Annotated in this window: 12 protein-coding genes; 4 read left to right on the top strand and 8 right to left on the bottom strand. The window is 66.5% G+C overall.

What is annotated here, in order from left to right:
* Positions 1-19: 19 nt before the first annotated feature.
* Positions 20-754, bottom strand: coding sequence for a LuxR family transcriptional regulator (locus IPM60_10905; GenBank protein MBK8908385.1), 735 nt, complete (start codon positions 752-754; stop codon positions 20-22).
* Between the two features lie 492 nt (positions 755-1,246).
* On the opposite strand from IPM60_10905, the gene IPM60_10900 reads away from it, so the two are divergent.
* The 4 genes from IPM60_10900 to IPM60_10885 all read left to right on the top strand — a co-directional run bounded on the left by IPM60_10900 (position 1,247) and on the right by IPM60_10885 (position 3,852).
* Positions 1,247-1,642 (top strand): hypothetical protein, encoded by a 396-nt coding sequence (locus IPM60_10900; GenBank protein ID MBK8908384.1) that lies wholly within the window; start codon positions 1,247-1,249, stop codon positions 1,640-1,642.
* 179 nt (positions 1,643-1,821) lie between these two features.
* The gene (locus IPM60_10895; GenBank protein ID MBK8908383.1) at positions 1,822-2,034 is read left to right on the top strand and encodes a hypothetical protein; all 213 of its coding nucleotides are present in this window, start codon (positions 1,822-1,824) and stop codon (positions 2,032-2,034) included.
* Between the two features lie 168 nt (positions 2,035-2,202).
* Positions 2,203-3,222, top strand: coding sequence for a CHAD domain-containing protein (locus IPM60_10890; GenBank protein MBK8908382.1), 1,020 nt, complete (start codon positions 2,203-2,205; stop codon positions 3,220-3,222).
* A gap of 3 nt (positions 3,223-3,225) precedes the next feature.
* Positions 3,226-3,852, top strand: a complete 627-nt coding sequence (locus IPM60_10885; GenBank protein ID MBK8908381.1) for a ParA family protein — start codon at positions 3,226-3,228, stop codon at positions 3,850-3,852.
* 28 nt (positions 3,853-3,880) lie between these two features.
* Here the strand turns inward: IPM60_10885 and IPM60_10880 are convergent, their stop codons facing one another.
* The 7 genes from IPM60_10880 to IPM60_10850 all read right to left on the bottom strand — a co-directional run bounded on the left by IPM60_10880 (position 3,881) and on the right by IPM60_10850 (position 13,281).
* Entirely contained in the window at positions 3,881-5,047 is a 1,167-nt protein-coding gene (locus IPM60_10880) for a thiolase family protein (protein ID MBK8908380.1), read from the bottom strand.
* Complete coding sequence (locus IPM60_10875; GenBank protein ID MBK8908379.1) at positions 5,044-6,534, bottom strand: AMP-binding protein; 1,491 nt, start codon at positions 6,532-6,534, stop codon at positions 5,044-5,046. Before IPM60_10875 ends, IPM60_10880 begins: the two co-directional genes overlap by 4 nt.
* Positions 6,535-6,564: 30 nt before the next feature.
* Complete coding sequence (locus tag IPM60_10870; protein MBK8908378.1) at positions 6,565-7,212, bottom strand: methyltransferase domain-containing protein; 648 nt, start codon at positions 7,210-7,212, stop codon at positions 6,565-6,567.
* A 59-nt stretch (positions 7,213-7,271) separates the two neighbouring features.
* On the bottom strand, positions 7,272-7,613 hold the full coding sequence (locus IPM60_10865; GenBank protein MBK8908377.1) for a septum formation initiator family protein: 342 nt from the start codon (positions 7,611-7,613) through the stop codon (positions 7,272-7,274).
* A gap of 190 nt (positions 7,614-7,803) precedes the next feature.
* Entirely contained in the window at positions 7,804-9,078 is a 1,275-nt protein-coding gene (eno, locus tag IPM60_10860) for a phosphopyruvate hydratase (GenBank protein ID MBK8908376.1), read from the bottom strand.
* Positions 9,079-9,969: 891 nt separating this feature from the next.
* A complete protein-coding gene (locus IPM60_10855) occupies positions 9,970-12,294 on the bottom strand; it encodes an adenosylcobalamin-dependent ribonucleoside-diphosphate reductase (protein ID MBK8908375.1) in 2,325 nt (774 codons plus the stop codon).
* A gap of 189 nt (positions 12,295-12,483) precedes the next feature.
* Positions 12,484-13,281 carry a 1-acyl-sn-glycerol-3-phosphate acyltransferase gene (locus IPM60_10850; GenBank protein ID MBK8908374.1) on the bottom strand — a complete coding sequence of 266 codons (798 nt, stop codon included), beginning with the start codon at positions 13,279-13,281 and terminating at the stop codon, positions 12,484-12,486.
* Between the last annotated feature and the right edge of the window lie 8 nt (positions 13,282-13,289).

Below are 13,289 nucleotides of genomic sequence, written 5' to 3'. Positions count from 1 at the left end.
CCGTCACGTGGGTGTCCGGCTATGGCATGATCAAGCCGTTGCGAATGGAGAGCACCACCGCTGCGACGCGGTTGGCGGTGCCCAGTTTCTTCATGGCGCTCTTCAAGTGGAAATTGATGGTGTGCTCCGAGACGCTGAGAATGCGGCTGATGGCCCAGGCGCTCTTGCCACGAGCGGTCCAGGTGAGGCACTCCCGCTCCCTCTCCGTCAGGTGGAACGCCGGCGGCAATGGCTCGGCGGCAGTCCGAACCTGCGACGTAGCGAGCTCGAACTGCACCGCCAGCACCTGCAGCGTCCGCAAATGGGGCGCCGGATCAATCCCGTCCACATCGGACGCCAAGCTGACCACGTAGCTCTCGCCCTGAGGTCCGTGGATGGGAATGCTGAGCCCGCTCCTCAGGCCTGCGTCGCGGCTCTCTCGCATCATTTGCCGCTGGCGCGCCGACAGATGCTGATGGATCTCCACGTCGCGCCAGAGGAACGGCGCGCGCCGGGTCGGCGCCAGGAGCAGCACCGGATCGATGTCCATGTAGTGGTTGACCATGTAGTGCTCGAACCACTGCAGGGTATTCGCCTTGCGGGTGAAGCTGGGACCGGTATCGCCCTGTGCGAGCGCGTGCTGCGCCGGGGCGGTGGCGGGAGCGAAGACGACATGGGTGTAGCCGCGGTCTTCCAACGCTGTCTGAAACAGCTCGAACACCTGCTCCGGTGTTTCCGCCTCGTTTGATCGCTCGATGAAATCGGAGACGCGCATCACACTGAGCGCCTACCCCACAATTCGCGTTTGACGACTGCGCGCATGGCCCTTCCGCCGCAAGTTGGGCTGCCGGTCATGGCGACGAACGCGGGCGCATGGTTCGGCGGCCGCAGTGTCGTCGGCCCGCCCAGAGCGGCCATCGGCCACGCTCCGCCCGAACCGCACGGTACGTCGAGCGTCACCGACATCCGGCGACCCCGACCCGACACGAGCCCCACTGCCAGCCCGTGCAACAACCGAAACACACCCTTAGACATCGGATACACTGCCCCGCTTGGGGGGGTCAAGCAGGGATTCCGGGGGCTTGCTTTTGCCCAAGGCGTTTGCTTGCCTCTGGGAGTTGTGACGGTCCGACGCCGAGCGGCGTCATCAGTCACTGGGAGGCGCTCAGCGCCTACCAGATCGGGCAGGTAGCGACGGCGGGTCAAACGCACCTATGCTTTCCACAGTTTTTGAGGCCGGGCAGATGCTCTTCAAGGGAACGGAACGATGATGCTGGCGCAACGTCACATGGAGGCTACGACCGCTCGCTCGGGCGGCTCAAGCTTGGCGAGCCTGTCCGATTTGCGCCCTGATACGGTCAGTCCCCATGACCAGGACGCGCTGGAAGCCCTGTTCGACACCTGGACGTTCCAGGACCAGCTTTCGACCCTGATCCGCGGCGCGGTGCAATCGCGGCGCCTTGCCGAGCAGCACCTCTGTGCGGCGCGGTCGCTTGTGGAAGCGGCACGGTCTGCCGAACCCGCCGAATATCGGGATCATCTGGCAAGCGTCCGCGCGGCACGGCGCCGTGCCCATGAATGCAGTGCCTACGCTCGCCAGTGCGAGAACCGGGCGAACACCATCGCCATGGCCTCCGGATTTCACCCGGGGCCGGCTCGCTGACTGTCCTCGGATCGTTCGACAGCATCCGAGGTCGCAACACCTCTGCGGAATGGCCGATTCAAACACTATGGCCTTGATCGTGTCCGTGCGCTAAGTTCGCTTGGTGGGCGGTAGGTCGTGTCCGCCCAGGGCTTGTGGGCGAGACGATGATGACACGCGCAGGTAGATCCGTTTCAATCGTGGCACTGTTGATCGCAGCTCTGCTGGGCGGTTGCGGCGGTCAGGCGCAACCGCCTGATCTGGACGCGCCACCGACGGTGCGTGAAATACGCAGCCTCGGTCCGGACGCCAACGACGAGTATTTCCTGACCGCGTGGCGGAAGTGCACTCAGTGGTACTCCGACGACACCTGTCGGCGCCAGATATACGGCGGCGACGACGCGATGGAATAGGAACCGGGCCGTCGTTCGTTCAGCCGAACCCGACATTGAAGTTTAAGCCGCAGACGTGTGATGAGAGCAGAAGCAGTGACGAAGGTCCGAAGGCCGGCGGAAGCGGCCTCTGAAGTCGGCCCTGCGCCGACGGTTGTAAAAGCCGCCGTCTTGATGCTCGAGCCGGACATGGCAACCAGAACCGCCATGACGCGGATCTTCACGACCTGCATGGAGCACTGGACGGCGAACGAGGCTGCCGCGATGGACGGCGGCGATCCTGAAGGTGTTCATCAGTTGCGGGTCGGCCTCCGCCGCTTCCGATCGGCGCTCACCCTGTTCGCTCCGTTGCTGCCGCCGGAACAGCCGGCTTCGATCAAGGAGGATGCGCGCTGGGCCGTGCAGGAACTGAATGCGGCGCGTGACTGGGATGTGTTTCTCGGTGAAATGGTGCCACCTGTGTCGGCGGCTCGCGGGGAAGCCATGTTTACGCCGCTCCGCGATGCGGCGGAGGCCCAGCGAGCGCGTGGCTATGACGGCGTCGGCGCGATGCTGCGCTCCGAGCGGTATGGCGCGTTCATGGCCCGGCTCCGGGTGTGGTTGACGGAGCAGGCCGCGCCCCACGAAGTGGAGAGCGACGGGCCGAAGAACGACGGGCCGAAGAACGACGGGTCGGGGGACGACGGGTCGGGGGACGACGGATCGGGGGACGACGGATCGGGGGACGACGGGCCGGCAAACGACGCGCACGGCAGCCTCGATGCGCCGGTGACAGTGTATGCGCAAACCACGCTCGCCAAGCGCCACAAGAAGGCTCTCAAGCGCGGCAAAGGGTTCGACACGCTCACCAGCGAACAGCGCCATCGGGTGCGCATCGCTCTCAAGAAGTTGCGGTACGCGACTGAGTTCTTCCAGTCCCTGTTCCCGGGCAAGCGCACCCAGACCTACTTGGCGCGTCTCAAGAGGCTGCAGGACGATCTCGGCCATCTCAACGATGTCGCCGTCGCAGACCGCCTGCTCCGCGAACTCATCGCCGCGAGCAGCGACGGGCACAAGGTGGACCTCGCGTTGGCGGCTGGGCAGGTGCAGGGCTGGTACGCCCGCGGCGTCACGATCCTGGAACCCGACACCCGGCGCGATTGGTCTTCGTTCCGAAAGAGCAAGCGGTTCTGGACCAAGCGGGCGGACCCGTCCGTGGTCGAGTCCTAGACCATGATCTCGGTCCTCGTCGCCAACATGAAAGGCGGGGCCGGAAAGACCACCATCGCAACGAACCTCGCCGCCGCCTTCGCCTGTAACGGCCTCAGCACCGCGCTGGCGGATGGCGATCGGCAGGGCAGCAGTCTGCGCTGGGGAAAGGCACGTCCCTCGTCGGCCGCGCCCGTCGCTCTGTTGGACTGGACGCGGGCGTTGGAGCAGGCGCCGCGCGGGACGGCCCGGCTGGTGATCGACTCGCCGGCGGCAATGCGGGCCACGCGGATCGAGGAACTGGTGGCGCGGGCGGACGTCATCGTGGTTCCCGTGGTTCCCTCGGTCTTCGACCAGGACACAACCGCAAAGTTCCTCGGCAAGCTGACCGCGATCAAGCCGGTGCGGAAGGGCAAGCGGCCCTTCGCGTTGGTGCAAAACCGAGTCCGCAAGCGGTCGAGGGCGACCGAACAGCTCGAAGCTTTCATCAGCAGTCTCGAATGCCACGCCGTGGGCCGGGTGCCCGATCGCGCTATTTATCCCGAACTGGCGGCGGAAGGACGCGGCGTTTTCGATGTGACCGGCGCGCGCGGCGCACCCCTTCGCAGCGACTGGTTGGAGATCCTCGATTTCATAGAAGAGTCCGCGTGAGCGAAGCGGGCCGACGGGGGACCACGGCTTACGCCGTCTCGAACAGGGCGGATATTCCGAGGCCGCCGGCGATGCCGAGGGTGGCGAGGGCAGTGCGGGCGTCGGTCGGTCGGCGCACCAGTTCGGTGAACAGGCGGACGACGAGGATGGCCCCCGAGGCGCCCCATGGGTGGCCGAGGGCGATGGCGCCGCCGCCGATGCTGACCTTGTCCTGCGGGATCTCGAGGGCATCGAGGCAGGCCAGCACCTGCGCGGCGAAGGCCTCGTTGAACTCGACGACGTCCACATCGGCGAGACGGCGGTCCGCAAGGCGCGCAAACAGCTTGTGGGTAGAGGCGATGGGGCCGGCGCCGAGCAGGTTCGGGTCCACCCCGGCGGCGGCGCTGTCGATGACGCGGAGACCGGCCGCGAAGCGCATCTTCCGAAAGCGGCGCTCCGAGACCACGACCACCGCCGCCGCGCCGTCGTTGATGGGGCACGCGTTGCCGGCGGTGACCGTCCCGCCCGGCACGAAAACCGGCGGCAAGGAAGCCAACGCAGCGAAGCTGGTGTCGCCGCGCGGACACTCGTCCACACTGACCGGCGCCCCGTCCGCTCCCCGCATCGGCACGATCTCGCCGGCGAAGCGCCCCTCCTGCTGCGACTGAACGGCTTTCTGGTGGCTGGCGAGGGCGTAGCGGTCCTGGCGCTCGCGGCTGATGCCGTACTGGCGGGCGACGTTCTCGGCGGCGACGCCCATCTCCGGATCGCCGATCGTATCCGGCGCGAAGCGGGCGCGCTGGTAGAGGCGCGGCGCGCCATAGGGGCTACCCGGCCGTTCAAGCCGCCACGGCGCGGTGCTGGCGCTCTCGACGCCGCCGGCGATGTACACGTCGCCGGCCCCGGCAGCGATCAGGCGAGCGGCGATGGTGATGGCTTCGAGGCCGGAGCCGCATTGGCGGTCGACGGTGACGCCGGGGGTCGAGACGGGGAAGCCGGCGGTCAAGGCCGCGAGACGGCCAGGATTGCCGCCGGGACCCGCGGCGTTGCCGAGGATGACGTCGTCCACTTCCGTCGGCGTCAGACGTGCATCCGCAAGGACGGCCTGCAGAACCGGCGCCGCCAGCGCCGCCACGTCGAGATGCCGGAGGCTTCCGCCGATGCGCCCTATCGGGGCGCGCCGCGCCGCAACGATGACGGCAGCGTCGCCGGTCATGCGATGGTGGCGAGTTGCGGCAGCGCGTCCCGCAGACGGTCAAGGGCGATCTTGCCGTGGCTGCTCACCGGAAACTGCGGAACGGCGAACCAGCGGCGGGGACACTTGTGGCCGCTGAGCCGGCGTCGGCAGTGGGCCGCCAGTTCGGCGGCGCTCAAGGTGGCGCCGTTACGCCAGCGCAGCACGGCGCACAGGTCATGGCCGCGGACGGGGTCGGGCAACCCCAGCACCACCGCCTCCGCCACTTCCGGCAGAGCGCGCAATACCGCCTCGACCTCGCTCGGATACACGTTGCGGCCGCCGATCACCACCATGCCGCCGTCGCGACCGGCCAGGTACACGGCGCCGGCCCGGTCCAGGCATGCGAAGTCGCCGACCGTGGCCCAGCCGTCCACCACCCGGAACCCCTGGTCCCCGTCATCCCGCAGATAGCCGGAGCACAACATGCCGCTTCGAACCCACAGGCGTCCAATGACACCCGTGGGCAACGGGCGGCCCGCGTCGTCACGGATCTCGACCGTGACGCCATGGAACGGGCGGCCGACGGACTCGGCGGGCCAGCCTTCGGCAGTCGGGGCGACGCTGACGAAACTGAGTTCCGACGCGCCGTAGTACTCGAAGATCGCCGCCGACGGGAACAGCCGCTGCGTCCGGTCGCGGAGGTCCGACGGCAGCTTTTCCCCGGCCGACAACACGGTCCGCACCCCGGAAACTGCGCCGTCCCGGCCTTCGGCTGCATCGGCGAGCCTCGCCAGCATCGTCGGCACCGCGTGCAGGCGCGTCACCCGCTCTCGCTCGACCACTGCGAGCGCCTCCCCGGCGTCGAACCGGGCGAGCAGGCAGGCCGTCGCGCCGGCGGACAGCGTTTCGACCAGCCCGTAAAGAAACATGGATTGGGTGAGGGAGCCAGGGATCAGGACCCGATCGTCCACCGCCACCGGAAACTCGCAAGCCGCAGCGTCGAGGGACGCCAGCCACGAGCGATGCGAGCGGAGGTAGCCTTTGGGCGTCCCGGATGTGCCAGAGGTAAAGCCGATGTAGAATGGCGCCTCCGACGCAACATGCGGTGGTTCAAAGCCGGTGTCGACGGGCGGGATCCCACTACCACTTGCGGCGACGAGCAAAGCCTTCGCGACATCCGCTCCTTTCAGCCGCGACCGCTGCACTGCGTCGGTGATGACGACTGCAGGTTCCACATCGGCGATAGCGGCGGCCAGTTCGTCGTCGGTCCACCGGGGGTCCAACACCGCGGCGGCGGTTCCCGCCATGACGGCGCCCAGAAACGCCTCGACCAGCGGAACGCCGCTCGGCAACAACAGCGCCACCCGCGTTCCGGGCTGCAGATCGGCGGCGATGCAACGGGCTGCCGCGCGCAGACTGCCATAGGACACCCGGCCTTCAGCGGCCACCAGGGCCGGTTTGTCCGGTGACCTTGGCGCCGAAGCGCAGATGCGGCCGGCAATGCTGACGTCCGGATGCCAAGCCACCACCGTCCCTCACCACTGAGGACAAAGTGGTCAGGCGGTGTTGCGCAACTCGATCAGGCGGAAGAGGGAGAATGGGGGGACGGGGGAGTTGGAGACGACGTGCTGGGGGGTATTGCCGAACAGATCGCCGAGACAGAATGCGGGGCGCCACCCCAGCCATCCAGACAAGCCATCGCTCCACTTCAGCAACGACTTGCCGCCGTTGGCGAAGTGGTTGCAGATGACGATGCGGCCGTCCGGCCGGCAGACCCGCTGCATCTCGGCCAGGCATTGGCGCGGGTTGGGCACCACCGACATGACGAACATGGCGACCACTTCGTCGAAGGTGTTGTCGGCGAAACCGAGTTGTTCCGCGTCCATGCGCAGGAGTCCTGCCACGTTGCGGAGGCGCTCTTCCTTGACGCGGCGATCGGCGCGTCGCAGCATCTCGCCGGAGACGTCGATGCCGGTTATGATCTTGCTGCGGTCATAGTCCGGCAGCGACAAGCCGGTACCCACCCCGATCTCGAGAACGCGGGCGCCGCCGGTCTTGTTCATCTTCTCCACGGTCCGCTTTCGCCCGAAATGGAACGCCGGCCCGAACACCAGATCATAGAACGGCGCATATCGGCGATACGTGCGGGTGACTTCGTCCTGATCGAGGAAAGTCCGCACCTGTTTCGCAATGACTTCGGCCATGTCCCTCACGTCCATCAACTGCCGCCGGCTTAAGTCATTCGGCGGCGGCTGAGTTCCTTTTATGGTTGCCGCTGCGACGTCTTTATAATGATTTCGTCGGGACGGCCATAGCCAAGGGCGCGCCGCACCGACTCGTCGAGAAGATCGGGATCCAGCGTCTCCCGATGCAGCAAGCGTACCCGATGTTCCAATACCTCTCGCCGGGCGCGCACTTCCGCCAACTCCGCACGCGCCTCGGTCGCCTTCTGGTCAAGGACGTGCCACGCAAGAAGGCCGCGGTCACCGTGCACGACGTGATACGCGAAGTAACTGAGAATGAACAAGCCGATGGCGGGGCCCAGCACCGACCTGCCCCGCCGAACGACTTCGGCGATCAGACTTCCCGTCTTGGCGCGTCTCATCGGCCCGGTTCGGTCCATGCCTCCATTTGCGTCGTCAATCTACAACATTTTGGTAAAGCGTTCTACCGTGGCCTCTACTCCTTGACGGGAGCCATTCATCTGTTCGCTTCCCACCCTGGTGCACAGACCCCATTGGCGCATTCTTTGAATGCGCCGCTGCACTGGCGGCAACCGGGAGCAGCGGTGGCGGTCAGCGGAGAATCGACTTGCCGGCATATTGCGCAACCGACCCTAGTTGCTCCTCGATGCGGATAAGTTGGTTGTATTTGGCGATGCGGTCGGAGCGGGACAGCGAGCCGGTCTTGATCTGCCCGGCGTTGGTGGCGACGGCGATATCGGCAATCGTGGAATCCTCGGTCTCGCCGGAACGATGGGAGATGACGTTGGTGTAGTGGGCCTTGTGGGCCATCTCGACCGCCTGCAGCGTCTCAGTCAGCGAGCCGATCTGGTTGACCTTGATAAGAATCGAGTTTGCGATGCCGCGCTTGATGCCGTCGGCGAGGCGGAGCGGGTTGGTGACGAACAGGTCGTCGCCGACCAGCTGGACCTTGCCGCCGAGTTCCTCGGTCAGCGCCTTCCATCCGTCCCAGTCGTCTTCGGACATGCCGTCCTCGATGGAAGCGATCGGGTAGCGGGCGGCGAGGTCGGCGAGGTAGCGGACGTTGCCCTCGGCGTCGAGCGACTTGCCCTCGCCCGCCAACTCGTACTTGCCCTTCTTGAAGTATTCGGTCGCGGCGCAGTCGAGAGCGAGCGTGACGTCATCGCCCGGCTTGTAGCCGGCGGCCTCGATGGCTTTCATGATGAACTTCAGGGCCTCGTCGGCGCTCTGCAGGCCTGGGGCGAAGCCGCCCTCGTCGCCGACGTTGGTGTTGTGGCCGGCGTCCTTCAGCCCCTTCTTCAGCGCCTGGAATATCTCCGAGCCCATGCGGATGGCGTCCGCGACGCTGGGCGCCGACACCGGCTGGATCATGAATTCCTGGATGTCGATGGGGTTGTCGGCGTGCTGGCCGCCGTTGACGATGTTCATCATGGGGACCGGCAGTACGTGCGCTTGGGTGCCGCCGATGTAGCGGTAGAGGGGCAGGTCGGTTTCCTCGGCCATGGCCTTGGCCACGGCGAGGCTGACGCCGAGGATGGCGTTGGCGCCGAGGCGGGCCTTGTTGGCGGTGCCGTCGAGGTCGATCATGGTCTGGTCGATGAGGATCTGGTCGGCCCCCTCGAGGCCGCGAATGGCTTCGAAGATCTCCCCGTTGACGCTGGCGACCGCCTTCGAGACGCCCTTGCCGCCAAAGCGCTTCTTGTCGCCGTCGCGCAACTCGACCGCCTCATGGGCGCCCGTGGACGCGCCGGAAGGCACCGCTGCCCGGCCCATGGCGCCGCTGTCGAGCACCACGTCGACCTCGACGGTCGGATTGCCGCGGCTGTCAAGAATCTCGCGTGCGGTGACCTCATTGATTGCCGTCATGTTCGAAAGCTCCTCTTCCCCTGGCGTCCCGGAAAAATGTCAAAATGAATCGGCGGGCACCCGAAGCGGCCAGCCGCAGCGCACTCATACCCGCAACGCCCCCCGCTGTCCAGCGAGAGGCCACATGGCGCGGGCGGCCCCCCGGCCCAACCGCGAACGCTCGCGCACAACGCGACGAGGCACGATTCCGATCAGGCGCACAGCCGTCAAACCATTGAAATCGCTGAAAATGTGTCCGTCTGGGTGCAAAACATGTATGCAAATGTATGCAGCCCCCTCGTAAGCCTCTGGAATCGTGAGGCGATTCGCGCTGCCCTTGGTGGCCGTTGGCGGCATTTGTTCCTCTGCCGACCCCTCCACCTCTCCTGCTTGCGCGCGCCCAAAATCCGTTGCCCAGGTCATTTATCGCCAAAGAGGTTCTGCGGCGAGCTTTCTTTGGCGATAGCCTCAATCGTTCATCGGACGAGGGGAATGCCGGGGTCTTGGCAGATCTTGCGAACAAGAACGTCGCTGATCCCGGCGTGGCGCGGGACGACTGACCGCTTATTCGGTGCCTGATCGTGCCACCATGAATGGCGAGCGCCTCGTGCAAAGACACCTTGAGCGTCTCCAGAAGGCCTTCGCGTGTCGATTCCTGGCAGTTAACGCCGGGAACCTCCTCGATCCACCCGATCCACCAGTCCCCGTCATGCTTGACGACCGCAATGTATGTATTCAGTTCCCGACGCGTCACGCCGTCCCTCTCTGTCGTGGCCCTTGCTTCCATCATGGGGACCGCTGCACGGCGAGACAAGCTGCTCGCATCACTACGACGCCGGTGTGTCGCCTGCGAGCGCGAAGGCGGTCATGAGGGCGCAAGCGTAGGAGTAACCGAGCAGATTTCGATGCGGCCTACCCGCATTTGGAATAACCGCAACTGGTGCACGTGTCGCAGTCTTCCAGGCGGATCAGGGAGGGGGCGCCGCACTTGGGGCACTGGCGGAAGCGGGGGTCGGCGGCGAGGCCGACGGCCTTGCGCGCTCCCTGTTCCTGCGCGTCGCTTGGCCCGTGTCCCGGCTGCGGCAAGAAGCCGATGGCGATCATGTGGGTCTCGATGACGCCGCCGATGGCGGCGAGCAGGCTCGGGACGTAGCGACCATTCATCCATTGGCCGCCGCGCGGGTCGAACACCGCCTTCAGTTCCTCGACCACGAAGGCGACGTCGCCGCCGCGGCGGAAGACGGCGGAAATCATCCGCGTCAGCGCCACCGTCCAGGCGTAGTGCTCCATGTTCTTGGAGTTGATGAACACCTCGAACGGCCGCCGCCGGCCGTCCTGAACGATGTCGTTGATGGTGATGTAGATGGCGTGGTCGCTCTCCGGCCAGCGCACCTTGTAGGTCTGCCCGGGCAGCGCCTCCGGCCGGTCGAGGGGCCGGAACATCTGCACGATGGCGCCGGAGTCGCCGAGATCCTGCGGCAGCGTCCGCGCCACGGGGTTTTCCAGCGGCAGTTCCGGTTGCAGCGAGGAGCCCGCCGAGCTCGCCCTGACCTCCAGCACCGCGCCGGTGACGTCGTTGGGGCGATAGGTCGTGCAGCCCTTGCAGCCGAGGTCGTAGGCCTGGAGGTAGACGTCCTTGAACGCCTCGAAGTCGATCTCGGCGGGGACGTTGATGGTCTTGGAGATCGAGCTGTCGATGTATTGCTGCACGGCCGCCTGCATCACCAGATGGTCGGTCGGCGACAGCCCCTGCGCATCCACGAAGTAGTCCGGGAGCCGCGTCGTCTCGCCCTTCAGGCGCCGGAACAGGCGATACGCGTAATCGGACACCTCCTCTTCCTTGCGCCGCCCGTCCGGCAGGAGGACGTGGCGCAGATACTTGAAGCTGAACACCGGCTCCAGTCCCGAGGAGACGTTGTCGGCGAACAGCGAAATGGTGCCCGTCGGCGCCACGGAGGTGAGCAGCGCGTTGCGGACGCCGTTGGCGGCGATGGCGTCCCGCACGTCGGCGTCGAGGCGAGCGACGGTCTCCCCGGCGAGGTAGCGCTCCCGGTCGTAGAGGGGGAACGCGCCCTTCTCCGCGGCCAGTGCGGCGGACGCCAGATAGGCGGCGCGCTGGATGGCCTTCATCCAGATCTCCGTGAGCCGCACCGCGGAACTGCCGCCGTAGCGGGCGCGGCACAGGATGAGCGCGTCCGCGAGGCCGGTGATGCCGAGGCCGATGCGCCGCTTGGCCCTGGCCTCGTGCTCGTGCTGCGGCAGCGGATAGCCGGAGACGTCGATGACGTTGTCCAGCATGCGCACCGCCACCGTCACCAGATCGGCGAGCCGCGGCAGGTCGATGGCGGCGTCATCGCCGAACGGATCGTCCACCAGCCGGGCCAGGTTGATGGAGCCGAGCAGGCAGGTGCCATACGGCGGCAAGGGTTGCTCGCCACACGGATTAGTTGCAGAAATGTGTTCGCAGTAGGAAAGGTTGTTGAGGCGGTTGATGCGGTCGATGAACACGACGCCGGGTTCGGCGCAGGCGTAGGTGGCCCGCATGATGCGGTCCCACAGTTCGCGGGCGCCGAGGCTCTTGTAGGCGACGCCGCCGAAGCGCAGTTCCCACGGCGCGTCCTCCTTGACCGCCTGCATGAAGGCGTCGGTCACCAGAACCGACAGGTTGAACATGCGGAGCCGCCCGGCCTGGTGCTTGGCGTCGATGAACGCCTCGATGTCCGGATGGTCGCAGCGCATCACCGCCATCATCGCGCCGCGGCGGGCCCCGGCGCTCATGATGGTGCGGCACATGGCGTCCCACACGTCCATGAACGAAAGCGGCCCGGAGGCGTCGGCGCCGACACCCTTGACCGGCGCCCCCTTGGGCCGGAGCGTCGAGAAATTGTAGCCGATGCCGCCGCCCTGCTGCATGGTCAGCGCCGCCTCGCGGAGGTGCTCGAAGATGCCCGACATGTCGTCGGGGATTTCGCCCATCACGAAGCAGTTGAACAGGGTGACCCGGCGCGCCGAGCCGGCCCCGGACAGGATGCGTCCCGCCGGCAACAGGCGGAAATCCTGCATGGCGTCGAAGAACCGCTGTTCCCACAGCGTCGGATCCGCCTCCGGCATCGCCAGTTCGCGCGCCACCCGCCGCCAACTGTCGTCGATGGTCCGGTCCACCGGCCGGCCGTCCACCGACTTGAGCCGGTATTTCATGTCCCAGATCTGCTGCGACACGGGGGCGACGGGAATCACGATCACTCCACTCCTGAAAAACGCCACTCCTGAAAAACGCCGCAATAACCGCCATTGCCGCCTGTGGAACGCGACGCGCCATGGCTTGCGAAACCCACTATAGCGCCGCTGAAACCGCGATCAAAGGCATTGGTTCATGGAATGTTTCAACCATTCGATCCCCGCGGCGACGGCCGGCATCCCTCTGAATCAACGCGACGGTTTGACCTTATCCTCGCTGTCCACGGGGCGCGGTGCGGGGTGCGTTCCGGCCTGGCCGTGCGGCGCCAACTGGGCCTCGGCTTCGGCTGCGAGGCGTCTCGACTCCGCTTCGATCCGCGCACGCAGGGTCGAAGCGAAGGTGCGACGATCAAGGCCGGGGGCGATCGGCGGCAGGAACGCGAGTGTGATGAGGCCGGGATGTTTGCGGAAGCTGCGCCGCCCCCAGAATATGCCGGAGTTGAGAGCCACCGGCACCACCGGCACCGACGCGGCCTCGTAAAGGGCGGCGATGCCGGCCCGGTAGGGGCGTTCGTCGCCGGGCGCGACGCGGGTGCCTTCCGGAAAGATGACGATCTGACGCCCGGAGGCGAGCGCCCGCTTCGCATCAAGGGCGATCATCTTCAGCGCATGGACGCGCGCGTTCCGGTCGATGCCGATGCTGCCGACTTTGCGCATGTACCAGCCGATCAGCGGTATCCGGAACAGCTCGCGCTTCATCACATAGACCGGGTCGTCGAGCACCTGATGAAAAACGAACGTGTCCCACGCGGACTGATGCTTCGATGCGACGATCGCTGCGCCAGCGGGCAGGTTCTCCGCGCCCGCCACGCGATAGCGGAGCCCGCAGATCGCGGCGACCAAGGCGAGGATGCCGCACAACCAGAAGCGCGTCGCCTTATGCACCCACCGCCGCGGCATGATGAGCAGCGGCAGGAAAGCGATCGCGAGGACGGCCGACCACAAGATGGCCGCCGCGAAAAACAGTGCGGAGCGCAGGATCGTCATGATGGCGC

It is taken from the genome of Rhodospirillales bacterium, from assembly GCA_016710335.1.
Lineage (GTDB): Bacteria > Pseudomonadota > Alphaproteobacteria > Rhodospirillales > Defluviicoccaceae > JADJXQ01.
This window is presented reverse-complemented; position numbering and strand designations above follow the sequence as displayed.

Coding starts and splice junctions, on each gene's coding strand:
- IPM60_10885 (MBK8908381.1), top strand. CDS start 3,226: ATGATCTCGGTCCTCGTCGCCAACATGAAAGGCGGGGCCGGAAAGACC.
- IPM60_10900 (MBK8908384.1), top strand. CDS start 1,247: ATGATGCTGGCGCAACGTCACATGGAGGCTACGACCGCTCGCTCGGGC.
- IPM60_10870 (MBK8908378.1), bottom strand. CDS start 7,212: ATGGCCGAAGTCATTGCGAAACAGGTGCGGACTTTCCTCGATCAGGAC.
- IPM60_10865 (MBK8908377.1), bottom strand. CDS start 7,613: ATGAGACGCGCCAAGACGGGAAGTCTGATCGCCGAAGTCGTTCGGCGG.
- IPM60_10850 (MBK8908374.1), bottom strand. CDS start 13,281: ATGACGATCCTGCGCTCCGCACTGTTTTTCGCGGCGGCCATCTTGTGG.
- IPM60_10880 (MBK8908380.1), bottom strand. CDS start 5,047: ATGACCGGCGACGCTGCCGTCATCGTTGCGGCGCGGCGCGCCCCGATA.
- eno (MBK8908376.1), bottom strand. CDS start 9,078: ATGACGGCAATCAATGAGGTCACCGCACGCGAGATTCTTGACAGCCGC.
- IPM60_10905 (MBK8908385.1), bottom strand. CDS start 754: ATGCGCGTCTCCGATTTCATCGAGCGATCAAACGAGGCGGAAACACCG.
- IPM60_10890 (MBK8908382.1), top strand. CDS start 2,203: ATGGCAACCAGAACCGCCATGACGCGGATCTTCACGACCTGCATGGAG.